This is a genomic window from Burkholderia sp. AU31624 (assembly GCF_020420065.1).
Classification (GTDB): domain Bacteria; phylum Pseudomonadota; class Gammaproteobacteria; order Burkholderiales; family Burkholderiaceae; genus Burkholderia.
Genome location: NZ_JAIZRT010000006.1, coordinates 11,434 through 35,113 on the forward strand (window position 1 = coordinate 11,434; position 23,680 = coordinate 35,113).

Here is a 23,680-nt window from a genome sequence, read left to right on the forward strand (position 1 = left end):
AGGGACGCACCCGGCGCGCGTGAAAAGCCGATTTCAGCTTACGTTATGCAGGCGCCGGGAATTGCCGCGTGCGGTGACATCAGTGCTGGATGCCCCAGCGCCGCACGGTCACGCGTTCGAGCGTGTCGAACACGAGATTCTCGACGAGCAGGCCGATCACGATGACGGCCGCGAGGCCGGCGAACACGCGATCCGTATACAGCTCGTTGCGGTTCTGGAAGATGTACCAGCCGAGCCCGCCCTGGCCCGCGCTCGCGCCGAATACCAGCTCGGCCGCGATCAGCGTTCGCCACGCAAATGCCCAGCCGACGCGCAGGCCCGACAGGATCGACGGTAATGCGGCCGGCACGAGGATCAGCGCGATCTGGCGCAGGCCCGTGAGGCCGTAGTTGCGCCCCGCCATCTTCAGCGTGGCCGGCACGCCCGCGAAGCCCGTATACATGCTGAGCGCGAGCGGCCACAGCACCGCGTGCACGAGCACGAACAGCAGGCTGCCGGTGCCGAGCCCGAACCACAGCAGCGCGATCGGCAGCAACGCGATCGACGGCAGCGGATTGAACATCGACGTCAGCATCGCCAGCAGGTCGCGGCCGATGCGCGTCGATACCGCGAGCGATGTCAGCGCGAATGCGAAGCCCACGCCCAGCGCGTAGCCGCGCAGCAGCACCGACAGCGAGATGCCCGTCTTCACCAGCAGTTCGCCCGACTCGATGCCCTGCACGAACGCGGCCAGTGTCGCGCCGAAGGTCGGCACGAGCAGATCGTTCGCGACGATGCGCGCGACGATCTCCCATGCGGCAATCAGCACGAGTGCGATGACGCTGCGCCGAAACCATCCCGCGCCGGCGACGCGACGCCACAGCGGCGCCGGCACGGCACGTTCGGCGTCGGGCAGCGTGTCGAGCGTGCGTTCGTATTCGGCGCGCACGGGCGGCAGCGGCGGCAGGGACGGATCGATCGTGCTCATGATGCGGCTTCCTCCGTCGTCGGGGCGTGGGTCGAGTCGGTATCGAACAGCAGGCGATGGATCCGCGCGACGTTGTCGCGGAAGTCGCCGGTGTCGACGTTGTCGAGCGAATGCTCGTGGCTGTTGAGTTCCGCACGCACACGGCCCGGATGCGGTGACAGCAGCAGGATCCGGTTGCCGACGACGAGCGCTTCCTCGATCGAATGCGTGACGAACAGCAGCGTGAAACGGAATTCGTCCCACAGGCGCAGCAGTTCCTCCTGCATCTTGCGGCGCGTCAACGCGTCGAGTGCGGCGAACGGCTCGTCCATCAGCAGCACGCGCGGCTGCATCGCCAGAGCGCGCGCGATCGCGACACGCTGCTTCATGCCGCCCGACAGCGTGTGCGGGTAGGCGTCGGCGAACCCGCTCAACCCGACCTTGTCGAGATAATGCAGCGCGCGCGCCCGTGCTTCGGCGCGCGACAACCTGGCGGCGGCACGCAACGGAAACGCGACGTTTTCGACGACCGTCTTCCACGGCGGCAACTGGTCGAATTCCTGGAACACCACGACGCGGTCAGGGCCCGGCCCGCGCACCGGCCGGCCGTCGAGCGCGATCGAACCCGATACGGGCTCGATGAAGCCGGCAATCGCCTTCAGCAGCGTCGACTTTCCGCACCCCGACGGGCCGAGCAGCACGAAGCGGTCGCTGCCGTACACGTCGAAGCTGACCTGGTGGGTCGCGCGCACGATCCGCGCGCCGCTGCGGTATTCGAGGTTCACGCGGTCGATGGCGAGCAGGCGTTCACTGTGCGCGCCGGCCTGCGCGGCGTCCGGCGCGGGCCGGCCGGCGACTTGCGCGTCGGGCTCGGGGTGGCCGGCAGGCGCCGCGCCGCCGCGTGCTGCATACGGCGGCAGCCAGGTTCGGGGAGAAGTGGCGTTCACGATCGAATCTCTTGCGGGTAAAGCATCAGCATGCGGCCAGCTCTTTCGCGGGCCAACCATCGATTGCCCATATCGAAACCGCACCGACGCATAAGCGTCGATCGCGGCGTCGAAGCGGCTCTGCTCAACTGCCGCCGGCCGTCGCCGGATCGTCGAAGAAATAGTCGCGCCACGACTTCGGTTCGTTACGAATCGCACCGGTGCGGTGCATGAACTGCGCTAGCGCGAGCGTGTTCTGCGGCGCTGTCTTGAACTGCACCTGCGGATTGCGCAGGATCTTCAGCAGCAGCGCGCGATCGATCTTCGATGCGTTCACGCGGATATAGGTATCGGCGGCGCGCTCGGGATCGGCCGCGATCTGGCGCGCGGCTTCGGCCAGCGCGGCAACGAATGCGCGATAGGTCTTCGGGTTGTCGTCGCGGAATTTCTCGGTGGCATACAGCACCGTCGCGGAGCTCGGGCCGCCGAGCACGTCATAGGAATTCAGCACGATGTGCGCGTTCGGGTTGCCGGCGAGTTCCTGCTCCTGAAACGGCGGATTGCCGAAGTGGCCGGTAATCACGCTGCTGTTCGCCAGAATGGCCGCCGTTGCGTCGGGATGCGGAATCGCCTGCGTGAGCGCGTCGAGCTTGTCGAATTGCTTGTCGCCCCACTGCTTCGCGGCCGCGTATTGCAGCACGCGCGACTGCACCGACACACCGACCGCCGGCACCGCGATGCGGTCCTTCGTGCTCAGGTCGGCGATCGTCTTCACGTTCGGGTTGCTGCTGACGAGGTAGTACGGGAAATTGCCGAGCGACGCGACGCCCTTCACGTTCTGCCGGCCGCGCGTGCGGTCCCACACGGTCAGCAGCGGCCCGACGCCCGCGCCCGCGATGTCGACCGCGCCGGACAGCAGCGCGTCGTTCACGGCCGCGCCGCCCGACAGCCGGACCCAGTCGACCTTGATGTCGAGGCCGGCCTTGCGCCCTTCCTTTTCGATCAACTGCTGGTCGCGCGCGACGTTCAGCATCAGGTAGACGACGCCGAACTGCTCGGCGATGCGGATGCGGCCTTCCGCGTGTGCGGCTTGCGGGGCGAGTGCGCCGGCGAACGCGAGCGCTGCGGTCAGTGCGGCCGCCAGCGCGCGGCGCGCCGGCAAAAACGAAAACGACATCGGAACTCCAGTCAGGATGGGGCGGAAGATTGACGCAGCGGCACGTGGCTCAGAAAGGCGCGTCGCCTTCGATCGTCGTGCGGTACAGCTTGCGGCGCAGATGGTCGGGCGTGCCGGCGGCGAGATGCATCAGCGAACGGTTGTCCCAGAACACGAGGTCGTGCTCGCGCCACTGGTGCCGGTACACATGCTCGGCACGCACGCTGTGGGCGAACAGCTCGTCGAGCAGCGCGCGGCTTTCGTCGTCGGGCAGCCCGACGATGCGCGTCGTGAAATGCTCGCTGACGAACAGCGCCTTGCGGCCCGTTTCCGGATGCGTGCGCACGACCGGATGCACGACCGCGGCAACCTGCGCGATCTGCTCGGGCGACAGGTTCGGCCGCCACGGGCTGCGCGCCTGCAATTCCGCATAGCGCGCGAGATACGTATGCTCGGCGCGCCGCCCTTCCACCGCGCGGCGCAGATGGGCCGGCAGCGTGTCCCACGCGAGATGCATGTTCGCGAACAGCGTGTCGCCGCCTTCGGCCGGCAGTTCCTGCGCATGCAGCAGCGAGCCGAGGCTCGGCTTCTCCTTGTATGACAGGTCGGAGTGCCAGAAATGGCCCGCGTCGCCGAGCCCGATCGGCTTGCCGTTCTCGACGACGTTCGACACGATCAGCACCTCCGGATGGCCGGCAAGCGCGAACTGGTGCAGCACGTGGATCTGCAGCGGGCCGAAGCGGCGGCTGAACGCGATGTGCTCGTCCGGCGTGATGCGCTGGTCGCGAAACACCAGCACGTGATGGTCGAGATGCGCGCGATGAATGCGCGCGAAGTCGCCAGCGTCGAGCGGTTGCGACAGGTCGAGGCCGACCACTTCGGCACCGAGCGGCGCATCGAACGGCACGATGTCGAAATGCTGCGCCGCAACGCGCGGCCGCGACGCGGGCGGATGCCCGGCGGAAAGCGATGCGTCGTCGCGGATGGCGGTAGTCGTCACGGCACGGCCCCCCTGATTCGGTCAAAACGCGAATCTACGAGTGCGTGCCGCACCGCGTCAACGAAGCGATTCCGATACGTTTATCTGCTGCGCTGATAAAGATCGCTGCTCCCGCATACGGCGCGGCAGCGGGCGGCGGGCTCACGAGCGAAAACGGCCGGTCGCGGCGGCCGTCACGATTCCGTCGACGGGGCCGGTACGTGCACGGCGCCTTCCCGATACCGGATGTCGATCAGCCCGTTCTTGTCGCGGATGCGTAGCGGCGGCACGGCTTCCACGCTCGCGCGGTCGACGCCTTCGCACACGGCCAGGTTCGTGTTGGTCCGGTAGTACACGCGCTGGTCGTCAACCGCGAAGGCCCAGTTCAGGAAGCGCAGGCTTCTGGGGTCGATTCCCGGCAGATTTCGATTTCAATTCGATTGCCGCATTCCGGCACGTATTAATGGCGGTGGGTGGCCGAGGGCGTCCATTTGAATATATGACGCGCCCGGCGGACGAAATGGGGCGAACGCTCTAAATCGACGTGCCGTGAAAACGAGCTTTAACGAGCCAATCGGAAATTTTCGGGATCGTTTGCCGCTTCAGCTTTTGTGAAGCGTGATGACAAAATCCGATCGAGAACCGATCGATATTGGAAGCGCGTGCAGACCGTTGGTCAACGGTCTGCACTAAACGGATGTGCCGTCTATTGGAATATTGGGCGGCCCTCGGAACAAGCTGCTATTAAAACAAAATCCCGCGCCGCGGATAACTGACAACATTGACAGGGATTGTTCCAATTCGAGTGACTACCGAGCCGACGACAGCACCGCCCATCTGGAAATGAGCGAATGATCCTTTACGCGTGACGCCATTTTGCCAATGTAGGCAGTTCGCGCTCGGTGACCGGATCATCCAGCCGGATCCAGCTATAAAACGTGCCGTGCCATCCCGGAACCGGAAGCGGGGCCGTGCAGCGAATGTCCGCGAGGCCCGGCCGATAGGCCTGAAATGGCCAGAATAGCGGCATGATGCGGCGCGCTTCCATGTCTTGGCGCAATTCGGCCGGTCCGCCCGCGTCGGACACGATATCGCAGTGGAACGCCCAGTCCTCTTCGCTCCAGGCGAGAAATACACTGGGCGCGCCGGCGGCATCGAACATCAGCACCGCGTCCTGATTGGGGCGCCAGTAGTATTCGACGATGCCTTCCCGCGCGGCCAACTCATCGATCAGTTTGACGATCCGTGGATCCCGGTAGGTCGCCCCCGCTTCATGCAGGCTGATGTGCCCGCGGGCCGCGCAGCACTTGCGTTTCGCGTCGTCCAGCGCGGTTGCCAGCTTGCGGGCCATCTCGACGTCGGTTTTCTTCAGATAGCAATCGATCAGTCCCGCGTTGAACGCGGCCACCGCCGCGCGCTCGTCGGCGATGCCGGTGAGCAGGATTTTCGTGCAGTTCGCGTTGCGGATGGAGGTCAGGAACTGGATGCCGTCGACCTCCGGCATCGAGTAGTCGACGACCACCGCGCCCACCGCCTCGAATCGGGCAGGATCGGCAAGCGCATCCTCGCCGATCGCATTCCCGCCGGTTTTCTCCGCGCCGAAATAGTCCGCAGCCGTGGGGGGCATCTCCGCGTCACGCGACGACACGAAGTCGAGCGCCGCCCGCGGGTGCGTAAAAAAGTGGTTCAGGCGTTCGTCCGGAAATGCGCCCCGCAGCGCCTGCAGGAAATCCGGATTGTCGTCGACAAATACCACGGACACGGGGTAAAGCACCGGCTGCCTGACGAAGGGTTGCATAAGAGTCTCGATAAATCAGCAGAAAAAGAGGCGGTATCGGGGGTGATTTACCGCGAATGATTATTACGGCAATTATCCGGCGAAAGTAGGACGCACATCAACTGCTCCTTATCCGTTCATTCGTCATATTACGAGCGCGCCGCTCAGCAGAATTGCACGGGGAGAATCGGGCCATTCCTTCTCGTTGAAGGAATGCGCCGCTACCGCCAGTAGCGATTCAAGGAGTTATTCATGCTGACGCGAGACGCGATTCTTCACGTCCTTTCCAACGAAACGGCCCATCTTTCCGAGAAAACCTTCCACCATGTGATGGATATTTACCTCAAGGATTCCAATGCCTTCATGAATACCTATTTCGCACGCTATTTCGAATGGCAGGGCGTGTGCCGTGAACGCTGGTTTCACGAATGCATCCACGACAACCTGATGGGGGCCGGCGGGGCATTCGTGACGAAGCGTGCGCATCAGGAATACGTCCACGAGACGTTTCCGTTCCAACGCGTCGATTGCTTTCTCAATACGTTCGAGGTTCGGCAATGCTCGGCCTATCTGCTGTTCCGCTTCTGCGTGGACGGGCGGCAGGTGTCGCTGGGGTATCAGCAGATCGTGTTTGCCGGTTCGGACAAGCGGATCCGCCGGTTTCCGCCGGGCATCATCGAGCGGGTCAAGGCGTATGAGCTGATCCTGCCGTCCAGCGCGAACTGAATGTGAGACCGCCCTACCCGACGCGATAGCGCGGGGGGAGCGCCGGCGGACCGTTCAATGTCGGGTCCGCCGGCGCGCCGGGTTCCGGCAGCCGAATCGTGAACGTGGTCCGCACGCCGGGGACGGATTCGCACGTGATGGTGCCACCGAGCGCTTCACACGCGCGGCGGCAAAAGCTCAGGCCCATGCCGGCGCCGCGACCGTGCGACTTGGTCGAGAAAAAGGCGTCGAAGATTTGAGGGAGCACATCGGGGGCGATGCCCGGCCCCGTATCGCTGAAACGCACGACGCAGTAACCGTTGCTGCGATGCGCGTCGATCTCGATCTGCCCACGGCCGTTTGCGTGGATCGCGTACAGCGCGTTTTTCAGCAGATTGAAGATGACGAAGATCACGAGCGAGTCGGAGCCGAAAAACCGGATGTCCGTATCGATCGCGTCGACCGATACGCGGTCCCGCTCACCCGGACGGAACGGAAAGCGATCGACGGCGGCGTCGACACAGGCCCGTATCGGATAGGCCGCGAAGCTGTGGCGATCGAGTCGGTCCAGCGTAAAGGACGCCAGCGACATCTCGACTACCGTACTCGTGGTGTCGACCTGGCGCCGGATCGACGACGCGAGCGTCGGTAGCCGCTCCAGTTGCCCGGGATACAAACCGTCGGCGCACAACCGGTGCTCCACCGCCAGCCGATAGCCGCGCACCAGCACCGGCAGGACCGAGCGCAGCTCGTCCGCGTGCAGGCCGATCGCCGCCAGCGGCGTGGCCACTTCGTGCGCGACCGTCGCGGCCAGCAGATAGGGGCCCATCAGCCCGTAGCGGACGATCGACGTCGCGAGTATCCCGAGACTGATCGCGATAAACAGCACCCCCACCGGATAGAAGTCGACGCCGTAGTTCACCGCATAGTCGGTCGCCGCGAGCGAGTAGAGGCCCAGGCTGACGAGACATTGCGTGAGCAACTGCCGGACGTCTCGCGCCCGCCCCTGACGTCTTGCCTCGATCAGGAGCCAACCGCTGCGGCAGACCAGGAGTACCGTCTGCGCGACGTGCAACGGATGCAGCGGGCCCGCGTTGGGATACGGGCCAAAGAAATGCGGGCGGAATCCATCGACGACCGCATTGCTGGTGACCAGCAGCACGGCCAGCAGGACGCAGAGTCCGTAGGACGCGAATATGACCGGCCGCTCGTCCCGACGCGATACGACTTCCGTCACGAAATGATAGAAGGTCGTCGGCAGAAACAGGATGAACAGATAGCCGGCCTTGACCAACACGTTGGCGACGTCCGCGTCGGTCGTCTGGAACAGGAAGGCCCACGTTCCCTGCCAGACGAAGGTCGTCGCGCACATCAGGACGAACGGGACGGAGACCCGCGTGAGCCCCTTGGTGGCCAGCACGTAGAGGCCAAACCCGAGAAACAACGCGGATACGAACGCAGGCAAGATCGAGTACATATGCGTGAATCCAGCATGTTGACGGGTCGCGCACCACTGAACTGTCCTGGCCGGTGCCGTTCGCGAGAGTAGCACGCCGAGCCAGGCGTGCGAGCGCGGCGGGTTTGTCCACGGGGCTGCCGCGCATCACGACTGTTGCGCGCGCGGTGCCGTATGCCGGGTAGCGTTGACCAGAATGAAATTGTCGCGGTTTGCGAAGCAAGGTTGTCACTTCGGCGTTCAACGTTGGGCGGAAGGTGCGAAGGCCTCGTGAATTCATGCGGCTGCACGTCGCGAATCCACGCTGTCGCGGGCCGTGGCCTCGCGAAGCCCCGTATCAACTCCCCTGCGCTGCCGTTGCCGCGTGGGCAGCCTCTGTCGCGCGTCGTGCGAACCCTGATTTTGGGTCACACATCCACGTCGTCACGATAAGTTTTCTTATCACAATAGCTGTGTTTTAGATCAGAACTCGCATTTGCGCGAACGCCCCGCATGCAACGGGGCGTTCGCCTTTCAGCGCCCGATCGGCAACCCGGTCGGCTCGATCCAGCCCAGCTTGTAAGCGATCAGCAGCGACAGGAACAGCGTGACCGACAGCCCGACGCGCGCCGCGAGCGACCATGCCATCCGCTTGGACTTGCCGCGATCGTGATTCATGAAATACAGCGCGAAGATCAGGCTCGCGATGATCATCGCGAATGCCACGGAAACCAGCAGAGTTTTCATTGGTGATGCCCTTGAAGATCGGAATCGGCCTGAATCAGTTCGGCCAGTTTGTGCCGCTCGTCGGCGAGCGCGCCGACGCCCGACGCCGGCCAGTCCAGCGCGACGCCGTTGCCCAGCGAATCGCGCACGAGCGCCTGGTAGCGCCGGTCGTTGATCCGGCCGTGGTCCATCGTTTCCGAGATCTCGCGCCGGAACGGCAGCGGGAAACTCGCGTACGCGCGCGACAGCGCCGCATATTGTCTCGCATCGATCTCTTTCGACGATGGTATGACAGTCCAGATCACCACAGCCACGATGGCCGTGAACGGGATCGCCGTATAGCGAAGAATGAACTTGATCGGGGTCATGAAACGGTGGGCAGAAGTGATCGCGAATGCGCGCGGCGCGCCCATACGGTAGCGAAACCGCAATCGGGCCGCAGTCAGGCCGCGCCGGATGACATTGTACTGAAAGCCCTATTCGACTAACAGAGTATGATAATGGCATTATCATGTTCGTCACATGATTCAAGAGACCGGCACCTGTGCGCAGGCGGCGTGCCCGCCCTGCCGTCCGGTGCCGGTCGTCATGTCCATGCCCGCGACCCGCGGCGATTGAGCGAAGCCCTGAGCCCCTATGCCAGCGCAGTACTTTCGAAACCTGACGGGAAAACACCGCAGCGCGACCGCGAACCGTCAGCTCGGGTTCTCGCTGGCGTTCGTCGCCGGCGCGGCCAATGCCGGCGGCTTCCTCGCGGTCAAGCAATACACGTCGCACATGAGCGGCATCGTGTCGGCGATCGCCGACCAGACGGCGCTCGGCGACGTGCGGCTCGCGCTGGCCGGCATCAGCTCGCTGGGGTCGTTCCTGATCGGCGCCAGTTGCTCGGCGATCCTCGTCAACTGGGGCCGCCGTCGCGGCCTGCACAGCCAGTTCATGCTGCCGCTGCTGGTCGAGGCCGCGCTGCTGCTCCTGTTCGGGCTGCTCGGCAGCCACCTCGCGCTGTGGGAAACCTTCTTCGTGCCGGTGACCGTGACGCTGCTGTGCTTCATCATGGGGCTGCAGAACGCGACGATCACGAAGCTGTCGGGCGCGGAGATCCGCACGACGCACATGACCGGCATCGTGACCGACCTCGGCATCGAGCTCGGGAAGCTGTTCTACTGGAACCGGTCGGCGGTCGACGTCGACGCGCAGGCGGTGGTCGCCAACCGCTCGAAACTGCGGATTCACGCGACGATGCTCGCGTCGTTCTTCATCGGTGGCCTGGCCGGCGCGATCGGCTTCAAGCATGTCGGCTACGTGTCGACCGTGCCGCTTGCCGCGGTGCTCGTCACGCTCGCGATCGTGCCGGTGATCGACGACCTGCTCGTGTTGCTCCGCAGCAGGCGCTGATCGCGCACCGGGAGCGCGCTGTCGGCGGTGGCGCCGAAGGCGGATCGATTATAATTTGATTAACATACCGACCACCCTCGCCCCGCAATGGAAACGAAAACCGCCCGCCTGACCGTCCTGATCGACCCCGCGAAAAAGGAAGCCTTCGAGATGCTCTGCGCGGAGCAGGATCTCACGCCGTCGCAAGTCGTGCGGCAACTGATCCGCGAGTATCTCGACCGCCACGGCGTGACGTACAAGACCAAGAGCGCGCTCGGCAAGCGCGTGAAGTAAGGGCCGGCCGTACAGGCCGCACCTCCCCGCAGGCTACGCGCCGATCTCCCATCGCCCGTGCGGCTGCGCACGCATCACCAGCCGCTGCGGGTCGACGCTCTCCCCGGCCTTCATCCGCCTCGCCGTGGCCGCCAGCTTGAGTTCGCCGGCCCGTGCACACGCAAGTGCGCGTTCGAGCAGGATTCGCAGCGACGGCAGCCGGCTGCCCCCCTTCCATGCGAACGCGATGAAGTTGTTGTCGTCGCCGCACGGCGCCAGCGTATACGACGCACCGAATACGGATCGCAACTGCTCGAGATGCTCGGGTAGCGCGGGATCGTCGTCCATGAAGTTGATTGCCAGCACGCCGTTTTCGCTCAGGCGCGCGTGACATGCGGCGAGGAATGTGGCGCCCGTACAGCGGCCCCGCATGCCGTCGGCGACGAACGCGTCGTGCAGGATCACGTCCGTCCGGACATCCGCCCTGTCCAGATGATCCGCGCCGTCGGCGCACACCACCGTGAACCGGCCGTCATCAGCGGGAATCCTGAAAACGTCGCGCAGCGCGATCACGTCCGGGTTGATCTCGACCGCGTCGATCGTCGCGCCGGGCAAGTGCCGGTAGCAGTACTTCGCCAGCGAACCGCCGCCGAGCCCGAGCATGCAGATGTGCGCGGGCTCGGGCTGCAGCAGCAGAAAGCCCATCATCACGCGCGTATAGCCGAGCTCGAGCCGGCCCGGATCCCGGAGCGACATGAAGCTCTGCGTGCCGAAATGGTCGAAGTGCAGCGAAAGCGCGTGCTGCGTCTCCAGCACGAACGGCCGGCCGTCGTTCAGCGGCGTCGCCAGGAACCTGACGAACGCGTCGTAGGAAATTCGATCGTCTTCCATGAGCGGGCAGTCAGTTACTGACGGACGATTGGAGCGTGCGCGCTCAGACTTTCTTCAGGTAGCAGGCCTTCAGCATGAAGCCACCCATGTCGGTCTTGCAGTCGACCTCGTGATCGCCTCCGACGAGCCGGATGCTCTTGACCTTGGTGCCCATCTTAAGCGTGATCGACGAGCCCTTCACGCGCAAATCCTTGATCAGCACGACCGAGTCGCCATCCGACAGCACGTTGCCGTTGGCGTCCTTGACGACGTCGCCCGCCGGTTCGTCGCCCGTTTCGGCGCCGGCGCCGGCCGACCATTCATGGCCGCAGTCCGCGCATACGGTCAGCGTGCCGTCCGGGTAAGTGTTGTCCATCGCGCATTGCGGGCAGGCGGGGGCGGCGTTCATTGCAGCTTCCATTCAGGGGGAGTTGAGTCGTCGATAAAAAGGCCGGGCGCGCTGGCAGCGTCGCCCGGCCCGCGTGAAGGCACGCGCCGACGGGTCGGCGAGCCGCCTTCGGCGCACACGGCATTATAATGCAATACACATATCTTGGCTGCTGTATTATAATGAGCGTTTTCGCGCTGTTCGCCGGACTTGCGGCCCGTTTCACCGAGAATGCCGGCACATCCGCGCAGGATATGCATGCCCCGGCAGCGCTGCCGGCGTTCCGGAGTCATGCGGAACAGCGCGTTTCTCGCCTGCCTGGCGCACCGCCGGCCCGGCGCCGCACACCGATCCCGACGTTCCGTCCAGAGGCTCTCCGACATCGTGGCAACCGTTGTGTTCGTTGAAATCGGCCCCGCGTGGAACCGCAACCGCGGCCACGCCGCACGAGCAGCCGCCGCCGACGCGGCGCGCGGCTTCGAAAGCGACATCCTGCTGATCGCGAACGGGATCAGCAGCGATGCAAAGGACAGCGCCGCCGTCGCGGCGCTGCAGGTGCACGGCGGCACGTCCGCCCAGGTGCTGGCCACCGGCCCCGACGAGGAGGCAGCCCTGCAGGCGCTGCTGCCCGTGCTGCAGGCGCGCTGACCGGCGCGCCACCCGATGTCACGGCATCCCGCCCACCCCGAATCCCCTTTTCACGAGGAAGCGATGAGCGACAACTTCACGTCCAACACCCCGAACCTGTCGGCCTCCGCCATCTGGGCGCTCGAGCGCCTCGCCGATGTCCGCTACGGGCGCGACGCGCCGGCGCTCGGCTGGTCGATCGCGAGCGAACTCGTCAGCGCGGGCTTCGTCAGCCATCCGGCACACGGCCGCTCGGGCGCCTCGATCACGGCCGAAGGCCGGACCTTCCTGAAGAACCGGAAGTAGACCGCCTGCGGCCGCGAATCGGATTGATCCCTCCGAGCATCATGTCGAGTGACGGCGGCACATCGAAAGGGCGGCGCACCGCATGAAAGTCCGACTATCGCGCGGGAAGCAGATGGAATTGCGCCCGCTTCCCGTGCGACGTCGTCGATGCGGCGGCACCACCTCCGGCCGGCCGCACCGAAGCTCGTCCGTGCAAGGGTTTTGCTATCATTCCGGCTCCCTGTCTTGCCGAATTGGACATGCCCGCTCGCAGCGGGCCGCCGTCGCCTGCCGTCAATCGCACGTCGTCGCTCGCCGAGGAACATCGCCGGCCGATCTGCCTGCCGGTGCGTGAACGGAACCCAACCAGCGCGGCATCGACATGCTGACGGCCTGACCGTCCCATGCCCCTCCTCTCCGGAAGCCACGATGCCGCCTGTCTCCTCCCCGCCCGTTCTCGATACGCCGCGTCTCATCCTCGAAGGCCATCCGCTCGGCGACTTCGAGGCGCTCGCCACGATGTGGGCCGAGCCGAAGGTCGTCGAGCACATCTTCAACGGCAAGCCGTCCGCGCCGCGCGACTCGTGGATGCGCATGCTCGCGTATCGCGGGCTGTGGCCGCTGCTCGGCTATGGGTACTGGGCGATTCGCGAGAAGGCGTCGGGCCGCTATGTCGGCGATCTGGGCTTCGCCGATTTCCACCGGCTCATCGAGCCGTCGATTCGCGGCGTGCCGGAAGCCGGCTGGGCCCTTGCGACGTGGGCGCACGGCAAGGGCTACGCGACCGAGGCGCTCTCGGCCGCGCTGGCATGGCTCGACGGCCAGCACCGGTTCGAGCGCAGCGTGTGCCTGATCGCGCCGACCAACGTCGCGTCGATCCGCGTGGCGGAAAAGGCGGGTTATGGGGAGCCGGTGCCGATCCGGTTCAACGACACCGACTCATTGCTGTTTTCGCGTGCGCGCCGATAGGCTGCCGGCGTACGGGTGACGCGGGCGTGCCGTACGGACGGCGCCGGCGCGCCCTCGCCGCTCACTCCACGACCGGTTCATACAGGCTCGTAAAGAGCCCGTTGTCCATCGGCCAGCAGTTGCCGCAATCATCGCGCAAGATCCAGTCACCCGACTTCACCGAACGCCAGCCCTCCGGTGTGGCGATCGCGCGTCCGCCTTCACGGGTTTCCACCCGATCGTGGTCGCCATCCGCGAACCACCGTGTTGCATCGACATAACTGATGCGTTTTCGAAATCGCATACCGCCACCGAAATGTTGAGACCTGACCGGCATGTTCAAGGATCTGTCCGTGTCAATGCGTGTACGGCGCGAAGCGCCGTGAAGTGGCTGAGCGCCACGAAGGGGATCGGGCGGCCATGGCATCGGCCCCGGGCGACGCCAGCCGGGTTTCGTGCAACGCGTTCCGGCTCTCCGCGACGCGTGCCTCCAGCGTTTCCCGTGCGGTGATCGAGATCCGGATATCGATCTCCCGCATTCTCCGGAGCGCCGCGTGAACCTCGTCGGGTTGACCGGGTGACAGCGTCATCAGGAACGCCGAACGTGTTTCCGCTGCCCGGACGGCCTCGCTCCAGTCGGCCCGGGCGACCGCGACTTCGATCGCGGTTGTGAGTGCATCGAGACTCCGGATGATTTGAAGCGGCGTCATTTCGCATTCCTATCAGAGCATCCTGCCGGCCACACGTTTGCCGCCTGGAAGGCGGGAAGACGTCGACATTGATTCGCGCGCGTCGGGCACCGGCAGTGCCGCGCCCAACGGACGCACCGGGCGAGCAATGGCACGCTGTCGGTCACCGCCACCGCGTTGGCATTCCCTTTGGTGGCCAGCCGGTAGCCGGTGTGCAGCATGCTCGCCATCGAGTCGCCACGATTGTAAGGACCTGTTCGTTGCCCGTTTCGTAATATTTTGTAATGATATGTCGAGCAATCTTTACCGGCTTGCGGGCCGGGCGAGTGTGCTTTTCACGCGCCATTTTTCCGCAAACGTTTTCGTTCGAACGACTTCGCGCCAGCGGTCCTCGGCGGCCATGAAGCGGATCCCGCGCCTGAGCTTATCGCCCGACCATCGCCCCGTTCCGCGACGACACGATTCCACACTTTCGCCCATTTGCCCGGCTGCATGGGCCGGGTGATTCGCGTGCGGACGGGACGGACGAGCGATGCAGATTTCGCTACATTCCAGCGAAATGTTTGGACGTATCATGCGCGTCTCTTCAGTCACCCCATGGTCGGACTGGGCTGCTGCGCTCGCCACTTTCCCGTTTCATCCCCTCGTTTAGCGATGCCCATCCGAATCCTGCTCGTCGAAGACGACGTCCACTTGTCCGCACTGATCGCAGACTATCTGCGCACGCATCAGTACGAGGTGGACCGCCTGTTCGACGGCACCGACGCCGTCGCCACGATCGTCGCGCGTCACCCCGACCTGGTGCTGCTCGACATCAACCTGCCGGGCAAGGACGGCTTCGAGATTTGTCGCGAGGCACGCATGCGGTACGACGGCATCGTCATCATGATGACGGCCCGCGACGAGCTGTTCGACGAGTTGCTCGGCCTGGAATTCGGCGCGGACGACTTTCTCCACAAGCCGGTCGAGCCGCGCATCCTGCTCGCGCGGATCAAGGCTCATCTGCGACGGGTGCGTATGCGCCCGGACGATGTCGAGCCCGCATCGCCTCATCGTTTCGAGTTCGGCAAGTTTTCGATCGACCGGGCCGATCGCAAGGTTCGTCTTCCCGACGGCAGCGCACCCCGCCTGACGTCGACCGAGTTCGACCTGCTGTGGGCGCTCGTCTGTCGCGCCGGCGAGGTGGTCAGCCGAAAAGACCTGACGCTGCTGCTGCGCGGCATCGAGTTCGACGGCTTCGACCGCTCGATCGACGGCCGCATTTCGAAGCTGCGCCGCAAGCTGCGTGACGACCTGACGGAACCGAAGCGAATCAAGACGATTCGCGGCAAGGGCTATCAGTTCAGCAAGCACGCGTGGGACTGACGCGCTGCGTCAAATGCCCGTCGTCTTCTCGCCGGGCGCGGTGACGGGCGTCTCCGGGGCGCGCGCCAGCCCTTGCGCGAACACCTTCAACCCTTCGAGCAACGGCGTCAGCGCGTCCCACAGCGCTTCGTCGTGCAGCAGCCGGTACGCGCCGCGCACGCCGGGTGCGACATGCTCGTGCTGCGCCGGCTGCCACGCGCCGACGTGATGCAGCGCGTCGGCGGCCGCGAACACGGCCTTGCCGAACTGTTCGGGCGGAATGCGCGACAGCGCCATCAACAGCACCGCGAGATTCTGCATGCCGCTCTGCATGCCCGGCTTGTCGAGCGCATCGACGAACGTGTCGGCCAGCCGCGCGTTCGCGCTGACGACCTCGGTCGCCAAATGCAGGAATCCATGCCGGTGCAGGCTGCCGAGCAAATGTTCGAGCGCATCGTGCGCGCTGGGCTCCGGGTGCGGAGGCGTCGTGTCGGGGGACTGACGTTCGGTCATCGGCTTTCTCCGGTTGGGACGCCACGCGGCCGCCGCAACGGCGGCCACGCGCGCCGGTTGCATCTCGTTCGTCTGACACCGCCTGCCCGGCAGCAGGCCGGGCAGGTGCGCCCATCGCGCGCCGCTTGCGCCGCGGCGGTTGCGTGCGCGGGTTTCATCGGCGAGCCATGCGGCCCGCGTGTCGAGCGGCCGGGCCGGTACGCGCTGACCGGCCGCCGCACTACCGCATGTTTCCCGTATGGCCCAGCGAATAGCGGCCCGGTTGCGGCCACACCGTCAGGCCGTGCGGCTCCATGCCGACGGGAATCGACCGGACCGCGCCGCTCGTGGTGTCGATCGCGTAGACGACGTCATCGAAACGGCCCGACAGCCACAGCGTGGTGCCGTCCGCGCTGACGTTGCCCATGTCGGGGCTGCCGCCGCCGGGAATCGGCCACGTTGCAACCACCTGGCGGGTCGCGAAATCGAGCACCGATACGCTGCCCTTGCCGTGACGCGCCCCATGGACGCGATTGGAGCCGCGATTCGCGATATAGAGCTTCGTGCCGTCGCGGCTCGGGTACAGGCCGTGCGTCCCGACGCCGGTCGGGATGAAGCCGATCTTCGTGAAGGCGTCGCCATCGATGACGTACACCCCGTCGGCCATCATGTCGGCGACATAGAACACCTTGCCGTCGGGCGACACGCGGATGTCCTGCGGCATTCCTTTCCGGTCGAGCTCGAGATAGCCGACCACCTTGCGGTTCACGAAATCGATCTTGGCCAGCTTGCCGCCGAACTCGCACGTGAAGAGCGCGTACCGGCCGTCGATCGAAAAGTCGGCATGGTTGATGCCCTTGCATTGCGGCACATCGAGGCTCGATTTCAGCGCCATCGTCTTCGGGTCGCGGAAGTCGAGCCGCGCATGTGCCTCGGCCACCACGATCGCATCGTGGCCGTCGGGCGTGAAATACATGTTGTACGGATCGTCGACGTTCACTGCCTGGCCGGGCTTGCCCGTCTTCGGGTCGATCGGCGTCAGGCTGCCGTCGGTTCGCCCTTCCGCATTGTTCGCGACCCACAGCGTCTGCAGGTCCCAGGCCGGCACGACGTGCTGTGGGCTACGGCCGACCGCGAACCGGTCGACGACCTGGTACGTGGCCGGGTCGATCACGTAGACGTCGTTCGATCTCAGGTTCGGCACGTAGATGCGCGGCAACGCGCCCGCCACCGCCGCGCTCATGCGGCCGGCCTGCGCCTCGCTGTACAGGTTGTCGGGATGGACGACGGGCGGCATGCCGGGTACGGTCGCGACGGCGGCCGCCGCGATCGCCCCGCGGGCACCGACGGCCAGCACCGCCACGATGACGGTCGCGGGGCGGGAGAAGCGAAGATGACGGCGTAAGCGCGGTTGCATGACGATGTCCCGGTTCGATTGAAGGGAACGACGACAAAGGTAGCGCGATGGCGCGGCTGCGTCAGCGGCCGGCGATGTCCTTTCTGATCGCGTCGACGGTGCGCGACACGATGGCGTCGGTGCCCAGCCGGCCCAGTTCGACACTCGCATGACGCGGATCGCCGCCGTAGACGCCGTCGACGGCGCCCGGCTTCGCGGCGTTGCGCAGCTGGTCGACCCTGACCATGCGCGGCTCGACCGCCAGCAGCAGCGCCGTGTCGGCCAGCCCCGCATGCGTGCCGATCTCCGCGGCCGGCACGCCGTGCTCGCGCAGGATCTGGTCATAACCGTCGGAACTGGTGCCGTAGTACGCGGCCGGCACGAACGCGCGCGCGCCCGTGCCGGCCCACGACTTGTTGAGCCGCGCGACGGATTGCTTGATGTCGTTCTGGTAGCCGCCGTGGTCGCCGAGAAACACGATGTTCGTGAAGCCATGGACGCGGAAGCTGTTGGCCGCGGATTCGAGGGTCTTTTCGAAGACGTCGTCGGGCACGGTGATCGTGCCCGGGAAGCGCATGTGCGACGTCGGCGGCGCATAGCCGCCCTCGGGCACATAGGCGATGACTGGCGCGACGATCGCGTTGCCGAGGCCTTCCGCGATCCGCTCGGACAGCACCCTGACCCGCGCGTTGTGCTTGCCGAGCGCGACGTACGGGCCGCTTTGCTCGGTCCCGCCGATCGGAATCAGGATCGTGGTCTTGCCGGCCCGGATGCTGTCGCGCAGTTCGGTCCAGGTCATGTCTTCGAGTTGCACCGTGCCCGGCGCCTGGGCGAGCACGGCTTGCGCGACGGTGACAGCGAGGGCGGCGAGGATGGCGCGTGGCAGGCATTTCATCGCGGATTCCCGGCGGAAGGAAAGAAACGACGCGGCGTTCCCTCGCACCATAAACGAAGTCGCGCGACTTGTCGCTGACCGACGCATGACGCTTCACGCCGCAGGTCGAGAGAAAGGATTTCGTCAGGATGCCGTCTTGCGTCGTGACGCCTGTCACTCCCGGTCAGCACGCGCCCTCTCCTCATCTGCGCCCATCACGCCGGCAACACGGCCACCGCCTTGATCTCGACGATATAGCCCGGCGCGCCGCCCAGCATGTGCGCACCGACCGCCGTCCACGCCGGCTTCGGGTGCGCAGCAAGGTAACGGTCGCGCACCTGCATGAACAACGGCAGGTCGCGCATGTCGGTATGGAAGGTCGTCAGGTCGACCACATCGTTGAACGATGCGCCTGCCGCCTCCAGCACAAGCTTCAGATTCTCGAACGCCTGCACGATCTGCGCTTCACGGCCTTCGACGAGCTGCATCGCCGCATCGCGGCCGATCTGGCCGGATACGTACAGCGTATCGCCGACCATCAGGCCCGGCGCATAGCCGATTTTCTCGTACACCGCTTCCATGCCCGCCGGAACGATGGCTTTGCGATCACGCATGAGAGTCTCCGTGGCCAGCGTCTTCGCGCCGGCCGGTGGGTTGTCGATGAACACAGGTTGAACACGTGCAGGTGGCGCCACGACACATCGCTCAACCCGTATCGCCGCCCGCGACCGGCAGCACCGTGCCGGTGATGTAGCTCGCCTCGTCGGACGCGAGGAACAGGATCGGCGCGATCTGTTCGTCGAGGCTGCCGTAGCGCTTGAAGAACGTCGACTCGGTGACCTGGCGTACGGCCTCGCCCATCCATGCCTGTTCCTGCTCGCTGTCGCCGGCCGCGTTGCGCGGCACGCGTCGCGGCGGCGCGCTGGTGCCGCCCGGTGCGGTGGCCACGACCCGGATGTCGTGCTCGGCGTATTCCATCGCGAGCGCCGCCGTCAGGGCATTGACGCCGCCTTTCGCTGCCGAGTACGGCACGCGGCGGATGCCGCGCGTCGCGTTCGACGAGATATTGACGATCGTGCCGCCGCCGCGCGCGAGCAGATGCGGCAGCACCGCGTGGCACGTATAGAGCGTCGGCATCAGCGAACGACGGATTTCCGCATCGATCTGCGCGGGCTCGAATTCGGCGAACGGGCGCATGCGAATCGCGCCGCCGACGCCGTTGATCAGGATGTCGATCCCGCCGAACGTCTGCGCGGCGTGCGCGATCGCCGCATGCGCGCCGTCGTAGGTTTCGAGATCGGCGACGAAGCCGGCCGTCTCGCCACCGGCAGCTTCGGCCGCGACGTCGGCGACGAAATCCGCGCGATCGACGAACAGCACCCTGCCGCCTTCGGCGGCCGCGCGCAGCGCGACGCCGCGGCCGATGCCCTGCGCGGCGCCCGTGACGACGATGACCTTGCCAGAGAATCGTTGCATGATCACGCCGCCTTTGCCGTGACGTTGGGGGTGAACTTCTCGTAGTGGAAGCTGTTCGGCTTCACGCCTTCGTCGTCGAAGTACTGGCGCACCGCGTCGACCATCGGCGGCGGCCCGCACAGATACACGTCGACGTCGCCGTCGTTCAGCGCCTCGGCCGGGATGTGCTGCGTGACCCAGCCCTTGCGCGGATGGCTCGACGCCGCATCCGCGACGACCGTCGCGAAGCTGAAGTTCGGCAGTTTCGCCGCGTAGGCTTCGATCGCGTCGACCAGCACGAGGTCGAGCTCGCGCGTCACGCCGTAGATCAGGTGCACCTTCTGCCGCGACCCGGTGCGCGCGAGCACCTCGAGCATCGACAGGAACGGTGCGAGCCCCGTGCCGCCCGCGAGGAACAGCAGCGGCCGCTGCACGTCGCGCAGGTAGAAGCTGCCGAGCGGCCCGTGCAGTTCCAGCGTGTCGCCGGGCTGCGCCGATTCGAGCCACGTGCTCATCACGCCGCCGGGGATCTTCTTGATCAGGAAGCTGACCTTCGCATCGGCCGGCGCCGACGAGAACGAGTAGGACCGGTGCTGCCCGCTCGCGGGCACGTCGATGTTCACGTACTGACCCGGCAGGAACACCGGCGCGGCCGCGCCGACGTCCAGTTCGAGCACGACGGCCGCGTCGTTGTGCTGCTCGACCTTCGTCACCGTGGCGGCGAACCCGCTCTGGCCCGTCTTGCACGCGACCGACGACGTCGGCACCGCGATCACGCAATCGCTTTGCGGCACCATCTGGCACGTCAGCACGAGGCCGCCGTCCTTTTCGTCCTCGGTGAGCGCGTCGTCGATGTGATCGTCGCCGAGGTCGTAGCTGCCGCTTTCGGCGCGGCACTTGCAGGTGCCGCACACGCCGTCGGAGCAATCCATCGGCAGGTTGATCTTCGCGCGGAAGGCTGCGTCGAGCACCTTCTCGCCGGCCTTGCAGTCGATGAAGCGGGTTACCCCGTCCTCGAAATTCAGTGCAATCTTGTAGCTGGACATGGCGTCGCCTCCACTTCCTTGTCTTTGATGACGAAACAACGGGCGTCAGACGTGATAGACGTCGAGCACCTGCCGGATGTAGTCGTTCTTCAGCACGATCTTCTTGTACGCGATCAGCAGTTCATCGCCCACCTGGCGCAACGTGACGAACATCGTGCCGAAGAAGTGATCGGTCACGCGGTAGCGGTGGTTCAGCGTGTGAAAGTTGTAACGCACGTCCACCTCGCCGTCGCGTTCGGCCAGCACCTCGACGTTCGTCACGTTGTGGCTGGTGCGCGGCTCGGGCGTCGATGCGCCGCTGCGCTCGGTCTTGATCCGGAACACGCGATCCTCGAGGCCGCCGCGGTCCGGGTAGTACATCAGCGAGATCTGGCTCTGGTGATCGTCGGTCGGCCGATCGTCGTCGTCCCATGCGGGCATCCAGTACGTGACGTCCTCCGTGTAGCAGGTCAGCCACGCGTCCCACTGGCGATCGTCGAGCAGGCGCGCTTCGCGATACAGCGCCGCGCAAATGGTCCGGTAATCGAAGCTCATGCTGCCACCTCCCCGCGTTCCTTCTTCAGCGCATCGCGCATCACGTGCACCCAGTGTTCGTGCTGGCACACGAACAGCCCTTCGTCCTCGCTGCGCTCGCCTGAAATGCGCGGGTTCAGCCCCATCTTCCTCGCGTTCTCGTCCGGGCCGTCGACCCACAGCGGCGCACCGCGCGACAGGTCGTTCCACATCGCCGTGATACCCGCGTAACCGGCCTGGCATGCGCGGAATTCCTCGAGATCGTCGGCGGTGCCCATGCCGGTGACGTTGAAGAAATCCTCGTACTGGCGGATCCGCACCGTGCGATCGGTCTCGCTCTCGCCCTTCGGCGCGAAGCAGAAGATCGTGACCTCGGTCTTGTCGACGCCGAGCGGCCGCACCACGCGGATCTGCGTGCTGAACTGGTCCATCAGGAACACGTTCGGGTACACGCACAGGTTGCGGGTCTGGTTGACGATGAAGTCGGCCTGCACGTCGCCGACGCGCGCCTTGATCTCGTCACGGTGCTGGTACACCGGCCGCACTTCCGGGTTCATCGTCTGCGTCCACAGCAGGATGTGGCCGTTGTCGAAGCCGTACACGCCCGCGACCGACTTGCTCCAGCTGTTCGCATCGACGGCCTTGGTGCCGTCTTCCTTGCGGCGGCCCATCGTCGCCGCATAGTTCCAGTGCACGGTGCTGACGTGGTAGCCGTCGCAGCCGTTCTCCATCTGCATCTTCCAGTTGCCTTCGTAGATGTAGGACGAGTTGCCGCGCAGCACCTCGAGCCCGTTCGGCGCCTGGTCGACGATCTGGTCGATGATCACGCGCGCTTCGCCGAGGTAGTCCTCGAGCGGCAGCACGTCGGCGCTGAGGCTGCCGAACAGGAAGCCGCGATAGTTCGCGAAGCGTGCGACCTTCTTCAGGTCGTGCGAGCCGTGCGTGTTGAACTGCACCGGATACTCGGTCGTCTTCTCGTCCTTCACCTTCAGCAGCTTGCCGGTGTTCGAGAAGGTCCAGCCGTGGAACGGGCACGTGAAGCTGCCCTTGTTGCCGTGCTTGCGGCGGCACAGCATCGCGCCCTTGTGAGCACAGGCATTGATCACCGCGTGCAGCTCGCCGGTCTTGTCGCGCGTGATCACGATCGGCTGGCGGCCGATCCACGTCGTGTAGTAGTCGTTGTTGGCCGGGATCTGGCTTTCGTGCGCCAGGTACACCCAGTTGCTTTCGAAGATGTGCTTCATCTCCAGTTCGTACAGCTCGGCGTTCGTGAAGATGTCGCGGCGGCAGCGGAATACGCCGGCTTCCTTGTCGTCCTGCACGGCAGTGGCGAGCAGGTGATCCAGGTCGGTGGCTTGGTCGATCGTGGCGGACATGTTGGCTCCTCCCATGCGCGTGCCGCGTCCTGCAAGCACGCTCGCATCGGTAATCGGTTGAATCTCGCGGGAACCCGGCCGGCGGCGGCGCATCGGCGCCGCGCCGGCGGGCGGTGGGCGGTTACGCCGTCGCGGCTGCGCGCGGCCGGTGGACGATCTGGTTGTCCTTGCCCTGCACCCGTGGCGTCAGGACGAAGTTGAACTCGATGTCCTGGTACGCATCGGCCTTCATGCCGAGCGCCGTGCCGCCGGTCTTCGCGACCACGGGCGGGATCAGCTCCTCGCGCGTCGCATACGCGAAGTCATCCCAGATCAGCGGATCGCCGTCGATGTTGAACTGCGTCGTCAGCTTGCGGTGGTCGGGGCTGTCGACGAAGAAGTGCACGTGCGCCGGGCGGTTGCCGTGGCGGCCGAGGCTGTTCAGCAACTGCTGTGTCGCGCCCTGCGGCGGGCAGCCGTAGCCGACCGGCATCAGCGTGCGGAATTCGTACTTGCCGTCGGCGCCCGTTCTTACCGCGCCGCGCAGGTTGAACTCGCTCTGCTTGCCGGTCGGGTCGAAGTGCGAATAGAAGCCGTGCGAGTTCGCGTGCCAGCATTCGACCAGCGCGCCCGCGACCGGCTTGCCGTCGAGGCCGGTGACCGTGCCGTGGATCACGAGCGGGCCCGCGCCGTCGTCTTCGTCGAGGTCGATCTTCGACACGCCGTCGCGCACCGGTGCGCCCGCCACATACAGCGGCCCTTCGATCGTGCGCGGCGTGCCGCCGTCGAGGCCGGCCGCCTGGTCCGCGGCATCCATCCGGATGTCGAGATACTTCTCGAGGCCGAGGCCAGCCGCGAGCAGCGCCGCTTCGCCGTCCTGGCCGAGCTTGTTCAGGTAGTTGACGCCGGCCCACACCTCGTCGGGCGTGATGTCGAGATCGTCGATCGCCTTGAACAGGTCGCCGAGCAGCCGCAGCACGACCTGCTGCGTGCGCGCGTTGCCGCCGTTCGTGCCGTTCGCGCCCGCGTTCGACGCGGCCTTCAGCAGATCCTGCACTTCCCGGGACTCGAAAACTTTGACGCTCATGATGGTGTCTCCAC

Annotated in this window: 30 protein-coding genes; 7 read left to right on the plus strand and 23 right to left on the minus strand. The window is 65.7% G+C overall.

The annotated features are described in order from the left end of the window. Positions 1 to 79: 79 nt before the first annotated feature. The 6 genes from LGM89_RS21970 to LGM89_RS21995 form a co-directional block, all read right to left on the minus strand. Positions 80 to 967 (minus strand): ABC transporter permease, encoded by an 888-nt coding sequence (locus LGM89_RS21970; protein ID WP_089498652.1) that lies wholly within the window; start codon positions 965 to 967, stop codon positions 80 to 82. Further along, the gene (locus tag LGM89_RS21975; RefSeq protein ID WP_226273869.1) at positions 964 to 1,953 is read right to left on the minus strand and encodes an ABC transporter ATP-binding protein; all 990 of its coding nucleotides are present in this window, start codon (positions 1,951 to 1,953) and stop codon (positions 964 to 966) included. The genes LGM89_RS21970 and LGM89_RS21975 overlap by 4 nt, the downstream gene beginning before the upstream one ends. Positions 1,954 to 2,017: 64 nt before the next feature. Continuing rightward, positions 2,018 to 3,049: an ABC transporter substrate-binding protein gene (locus LGM89_RS21980; protein ID WP_226207914.1), complete on the minus strand. Its 1,032-nt coding sequence runs from the start codon at positions 3,047 to 3,049 to the stop codon at positions 2,018 to 2,020. A 49-nt stretch (positions 3,050 to 3,098) separates the two neighbouring features. After that, entirely contained in the window at positions 3,099 to 4,028 is a 930-nt protein-coding gene (locus LGM89_RS21985) for a TauD/TfdA dioxygenase family protein (protein ID WP_089444193.1), read from the minus strand. 173 nt (positions 4,029 to 4,201) lie between these two features. Then, entirely contained in the window at positions 4,202 to 4,363 is a 162-nt protein-coding gene (locus LGM89_RS21990; protein ID WP_226273870.1) for a hypothetical protein, read from the minus strand. Positions 4,364 to 4,866: 503 nt separating this feature from the next. Next, complete coding sequence (locus LGM89_RS21995; RefSeq protein ID WP_226273871.1) at positions 4,867 to 5,805, minus strand: response regulator; 939 nt, start codon at positions 5,803 to 5,805, stop codon at positions 4,867 to 4,869. A 231-nt stretch (positions 5,806 to 6,036) separates the two neighbouring features. Between LGM89_RS21995 and LGM89_RS22000 the strand changes: the two genes are divergently transcribed. Continuing rightward, positions 6,037 to 6,510 carry an acyl-CoA thioesterase gene (locus LGM89_RS22000; protein WP_089444191.1) on the plus strand — a complete coding sequence of 158 codons (474 nt, stop codon included), beginning with the start codon at positions 6,037 to 6,039 and terminating at the stop codon, positions 6,508 to 6,510. 13 nt (positions 6,511 to 6,523) lie between these two features. Here LGM89_RS22000 and LGM89_RS22005 read toward each other — a convergent pair whose 3' ends face one another. From LGM89_RS22005 to LGM89_RS22015, 3 genes are all read right to left on the minus strand, one after another. After that, positions 6,524 to 7,966 carry a sensor histidine kinase gene (locus LGM89_RS22005; protein WP_089463949.1) on the minus strand — a complete coding sequence of 481 codons (1,443 nt, stop codon included), beginning with the start codon at positions 7,964 to 7,966 and terminating at the stop codon, positions 6,524 to 6,526. Between the two features lie 492 nt (positions 7,967 to 8,458). Beyond that, positions 8,459 to 8,671, minus strand: coding sequence for a twin transmembrane helix small protein (locus LGM89_RS22010; protein ID WP_006489184.1), 213 nt, complete (start codon positions 8,669 to 8,671; stop codon positions 8,459 to 8,461). Next, entirely contained in the window at positions 8,668 to 9,018 is a 351-nt protein-coding gene (locus tag LGM89_RS22015; protein ID WP_089444220.1) for a hypothetical protein, read from the minus strand. The genes LGM89_RS22010 and LGM89_RS22015 overlap by 4 nt, the downstream gene beginning before the upstream one ends. Positions 9,019 to 9,286: 268 nt before the next feature. Here LGM89_RS22015 and LGM89_RS22020 point away from each other — a divergent pair, with 268 nt between their 5' ends. Continuing rightward, positions 9,287 to 10,045 carry a YoaK family protein gene (locus LGM89_RS22020; protein WP_089498645.1) on the plus strand — a complete coding sequence of 253 codons (759 nt, stop codon included), beginning with the start codon at positions 9,287 to 9,289 and terminating at the stop codon, positions 10,043 to 10,045. A gap of 87 nt (positions 10,046 to 10,132) precedes the next feature. Beyond that, complete coding sequence (locus tag LGM89_RS22025) at positions 10,133 to 10,318, plus strand: ribbon-helix-helix protein, CopG family (protein WP_021158209.1); 186 nt, start codon at positions 10,133 to 10,135, stop codon at positions 10,316 to 10,318. 33 nt (positions 10,319 to 10,351) lie between these two features. On the opposite strand, the gene LGM89_RS22030 is transcribed toward LGM89_RS22025, so the two are convergent. From LGM89_RS22030 to LGM89_RS22040, 3 genes are read right to left on the minus strand one after another with little or no spacing between them, the layout of a single operon-like run. Continuing rightward, on the minus strand, positions 10,352 to 11,188 hold the full coding sequence (locus LGM89_RS22030) for a spermidine synthase (RefSeq protein ID WP_226273872.1): 837 nt from the start codon (positions 11,186 to 11,188) through the stop codon (positions 10,352 to 10,354). A 43-nt stretch (positions 11,189 to 11,231) separates the two neighbouring features. Then, positions 11,232 to 11,576, minus strand: coding sequence for a zinc ribbon domain-containing protein YjdM (locus LGM89_RS22035; RefSeq protein WP_039371651.1), 345 nt, complete (start codon positions 11,574 to 11,576; stop codon positions 11,232 to 11,234). Then, positions 11,573 to 11,815: a hypothetical protein gene (locus LGM89_RS22040; protein ID WP_144023168.1), complete on the minus strand. Its 243-nt coding sequence runs from the start codon at positions 11,813 to 11,815 to the stop codon at positions 11,573 to 11,575. Before LGM89_RS22040 ends, LGM89_RS22035 begins: the two co-directional genes overlap by 4 nt. Positions 11,816 to 11,939: 124 nt before the next feature. Between LGM89_RS22040 and LGM89_RS22045 the strand changes: the two genes are divergently transcribed. The 3 genes from LGM89_RS22045 (at position 11,940) to LGM89_RS22055 (ending at position 13,436) form a co-directional block, all read left to right on the plus strand. Continuing rightward, the gene (locus LGM89_RS22045) at positions 11,940 to 12,203 is read left to right on the plus strand and encodes an HPr family phosphocarrier protein (RefSeq protein WP_174970737.1); all 264 of its coding nucleotides are present in this window, start codon (positions 11,940 to 11,942) and stop codon (positions 12,201 to 12,203) included. 63 nt (positions 12,204 to 12,266) lie between these two features. Beyond that, a complete protein-coding gene (locus LGM89_RS22050) occupies positions 12,267 to 12,488 on the plus strand; it encodes a hypothetical protein (protein ID WP_039371644.1) in 222 nt (73 codons plus the stop codon). A 408-nt stretch (positions 12,489 to 12,896) separates the two neighbouring features. Further along, positions 12,897 to 13,436 (plus strand): GNAT family N-acetyltransferase, encoded by a 540-nt coding sequence (locus tag LGM89_RS22055; RefSeq protein ID WP_226273873.1) that lies wholly within the window; start codon positions 12,897 to 12,899, stop codon positions 13,434 to 13,436. A 61-nt stretch (positions 13,437 to 13,497) separates the two neighbouring features. On the opposite strand, the gene LGM89_RS22060 is transcribed toward LGM89_RS22055, so the two are convergent. Beyond that, positions 13,498 to 13,752 (minus strand): hypothetical protein, encoded by a 255-nt coding sequence (locus LGM89_RS22060; protein ID WP_226207943.1) that lies wholly within the window; start codon positions 13,750 to 13,752, stop codon positions 13,498 to 13,500. A gap of 19 nt (positions 13,753 to 13,771) precedes the next feature. Next, positions 13,772 to 14,125 carry a hypothetical protein gene (locus LGM89_RS22065; protein WP_226273874.1) on the minus strand — a complete coding sequence of 118 codons (354 nt, stop codon included), beginning with the start codon at positions 14,123 to 14,125 and terminating at the stop codon, positions 13,772 to 13,774. A 633-nt stretch (positions 14,126 to 14,758) separates the two neighbouring features. Between LGM89_RS22065 and LGM89_RS22070 the strand changes: the two genes are divergently transcribed. Further along, the gene (locus LGM89_RS22070) at positions 14,759 to 15,469 is read left to right on the plus strand and encodes a response regulator (RefSeq protein WP_089498642.1); all 711 of its coding nucleotides are present in this window, start codon (positions 14,759 to 14,761) and stop codon (positions 15,467 to 15,469) included. 9 nt (positions 15,470 to 15,478) lie between these two features. Here the strand turns inward: LGM89_RS22070 and LGM89_RS22075 are convergent, their stop codons facing one another. The 9 genes from LGM89_RS22075 to catA form a co-directional block, all read right to left on the minus strand. Next, the gene (locus LGM89_RS22075) at positions 15,479 to 15,961 is read right to left on the minus strand and encodes a DUF1641 domain-containing protein (protein WP_226273875.1); all 483 of its coding nucleotides are present in this window, start codon (positions 15,959 to 15,961) and stop codon (positions 15,479 to 15,481) included. 220 nt (positions 15,962 to 16,181) lie between these two features. Then, a complete protein-coding gene (locus LGM89_RS22080) occupies positions 16,182 to 17,357 on the minus strand; it encodes a YncE family protein (RefSeq protein ID WP_226273876.1) in 1,176 nt (391 codons plus the stop codon). Between the two features lie 61 nt (positions 17,358 to 17,418). Beyond that, positions 17,419 to 18,231 carry a creatininase family protein gene (locus tag LGM89_RS22085; RefSeq protein WP_226273877.1) on the minus strand — a complete coding sequence of 271 codons (813 nt, stop codon included), beginning with the start codon at positions 18,229 to 18,231 and terminating at the stop codon, positions 17,419 to 17,421. A 194-nt stretch (positions 18,232 to 18,425) separates the two neighbouring features. Next, positions 18,426 to 18,824, minus strand: coding sequence for a RidA family protein (locus tag LGM89_RS22090; protein ID WP_089498638.1), 399 nt, complete (start codon positions 18,822 to 18,824; stop codon positions 18,426 to 18,428). 91 nt (positions 18,825 to 18,915) lie between these two features. Further along, the gene (gene benD / locus LGM89_RS22095) at positions 18,916 to 19,686 is read right to left on the minus strand and encodes a benzoate diol dehydrogenase BenD (RefSeq protein WP_226273878.1); all 771 of its coding nucleotides are present in this window, start codon (positions 19,684 to 19,686) and stop codon (positions 18,916 to 18,918) included. A gap of 2 nt (positions 19,687 to 19,688) precedes the next feature. Continuing rightward, positions 19,689 to 20,711 carry a benzoate 1,2-dioxygenase electron transfer component BenC gene (gene benC, locus LGM89_RS22100; protein ID WP_226273879.1) on the minus strand — a complete coding sequence of 341 codons (1,023 nt, stop codon included), beginning with the start codon at positions 20,709 to 20,711 and terminating at the stop codon, positions 19,689 to 19,691. A gap of 45 nt (positions 20,712 to 20,756) precedes the next feature. Continuing rightward, complete coding sequence (gene benB, locus LGM89_RS22105; protein WP_089476094.1) at positions 20,757 to 21,245, minus strand: benzoate 1,2-dioxygenase small subunit; 489 nt, start codon at positions 21,243 to 21,245, stop codon at positions 20,757 to 20,759. Continuing rightward, complete coding sequence (locus tag LGM89_RS22110; RefSeq protein ID WP_226273880.1) at positions 21,242 to 22,600, minus strand: Rieske 2Fe-2S domain-containing protein; 1,359 nt, start codon at positions 22,598 to 22,600, stop codon at positions 21,242 to 21,244. Before LGM89_RS22110 ends, benB begins: the two co-directional genes overlap by 4 nt. A 121-nt stretch (positions 22,601 to 22,721) precedes the next feature. Then, complete coding sequence (gene catA / locus LGM89_RS22115; protein WP_226273881.1) at positions 22,722 to 23,666, minus strand: catechol 1,2-dioxygenase; 945 nt, start codon at positions 23,664 to 23,666, stop codon at positions 22,722 to 22,724. Positions 23,667 to 23,680 lie beyond the last annotated feature (14 nt).

Bases quoted from the DNA above. Each gene is read 5' to 3' on its own strand.
- LGM89_RS21970 (WP_089498652.1), bottom strand. From the start codon at position 967: ATGAGCACGATCGATCCGTCCCTGCCGCCGCTGCCGCCCGTGCGCGCC.
- LGM89_RS21975 (WP_226273869.1), bottom strand. From the start codon at position 1,953: ATGGTTGGCCCGCGAAAGAGCTGGCCGCATGCTGATGCTTTACCCGCA.
- LGM89_RS21980 (WP_226207914.1), bottom strand. From the start codon at position 3,049: ATGTCGTTTTCGTTTTTGCCGGCGCGCCGCGCGCTGGCGGCCGCACTG.
- LGM89_RS21995 (WP_226273871.1), bottom strand. From the start codon at position 5,805: ATGCAACCCTTCGTCAGGCAGCCGGTGCTTTACCCCGTGTCCGTGGTA.
- LGM89_RS22000 (WP_089444191.1), top strand. From the start codon at position 6,037: ATGCTGACGCGAGACGCGATTCTTCACGTCCTTTCCAACGAAACGGCC.
- LGM89_RS22005 (WP_089463949.1), bottom strand. From the start codon at position 7,966: ATGTACTCGATCTTGCCTGCGTTCGTATCCGCGTTGTTTCTCGGGTTT.
- LGM89_RS22010 (WP_006489184.1), bottom strand. From the start codon at position 8,671: ATGAAAACTCTGCTGGTTTCCGTGGCATTCGCGATGATCATCGCGAGC.
- LGM89_RS22015 (WP_089444220.1), bottom strand. From the start codon at position 9,018: ATGACCCCGATCAAGTTCATTCTTCGCTATACGGCGATCCCGTTCACG.
- LGM89_RS22020 (WP_089498645.1), top strand. From the start codon at position 9,287: ATGCCAGCGCAGTACTTTCGAAACCTGACGGGAAAACACCGCAGCGCG.
- LGM89_RS22025 (WP_021158209.1), top strand. From the start codon at position 10,133: ATGGAAACGAAAACCGCCCGCCTGACCGTCCTGATCGACCCCGCGAAA.
- LGM89_RS22030 (WP_226273872.1), bottom strand. From the start codon at position 11,188: ATGGAAGACGATCGAATTTCCTACGACGCGTTCGTCAGGTTCCTGGCG.
- LGM89_RS22035 (WP_039371651.1), bottom strand. From the start codon at position 11,576: ATGAACGCCGCCCCCGCCTGCCCGCAATGCGCGATGGACAACACTTAC.
- LGM89_RS22040 (WP_144023168.1), bottom strand. From the start codon at position 11,815: ATGCATATCCTGCGCGGATGTGCCGGCATTCTCGGTGAAACGGGCCGC.
- LGM89_RS22050 (WP_039371644.1), top strand. From the start codon at position 12,267: ATGAGCGACAACTTCACGTCCAACACCCCGAACCTGTCGGCCTCCGCC.
- LGM89_RS22055 (WP_226273873.1), top strand. From the start codon at position 12,897: ATGCCGCCTGTCTCCTCCCCGCCCGTTCTCGATACGCCGCGTCTCATC.
- LGM89_RS22060 (WP_226207943.1), bottom strand. From the start codon at position 13,752: ATGCCGGTCAGGTCTCAACATTTCGGTGGCGGTATGCGATTTCGAAAA.
- LGM89_RS22065 (WP_226273874.1), bottom strand. From the start codon at position 14,125: ATGACGCCGCTTCAAATCATCCGGAGTCTCGATGCACTCACAACCGCG.
- LGM89_RS22070 (WP_089498642.1), top strand. From the start codon at position 14,759: ATGCCCATCCGAATCCTGCTCGTCGAAGACGACGTCCACTTGTCCGCA.
- LGM89_RS22075 (WP_226273875.1), bottom strand. From the start codon at position 15,961: ATGACCGAACGTCAGTCCCCCGACACGACGCCTCCGCACCCGGAGCCC.
- LGM89_RS22080 (WP_226273876.1), bottom strand. From the start codon at position 17,357: ATGCAACCGCGCTTACGCCGTCATCTTCGCTTCTCCCGCCCCGCGACC.
- LGM89_RS22085 (WP_226273877.1), bottom strand. From the start codon at position 18,231: ATGAAATGCCTGCCACGCGCCATCCTCGCCGCCCTCGCTGTCACCGTC.
- LGM89_RS22090 (WP_089498638.1), bottom strand. From the start codon at position 18,824: ATGCGTGATCGCAAAGCCATCGTTCCGGCGGGCATGGAAGCGGTGTAC.
- benD (WP_226273878.1), bottom strand. From the start codon at position 19,686: ATGCAACGATTCTCTGGCAAGGTCATCGTCGTCACGGGCGCCGCGCAG.
- benC (WP_226273879.1), bottom strand. From the start codon at position 20,711: ATGTCCAGCTACAAGATTGCACTGAATTTCGAGGACGGGGTAACCCGC.
- benB (WP_089476094.1), bottom strand. From the start codon at position 21,245: ATGAGCTTCGATTACCGGACCATTTGCGCGGCGCTGTATCGCGAAGCG.
- LGM89_RS22110 (WP_226273880.1), bottom strand. From the start codon at position 22,600: ATGTCCGCCACGATCGACCAAGCCACCGACCTGGATCACCTGCTCGCC.
- catA (WP_226273881.1), bottom strand. From the start codon at position 23,666: ATGAGCGTCAAAGTTTTCGAGTCCCGGGAAGTGCAGGATCTGCTGAAG.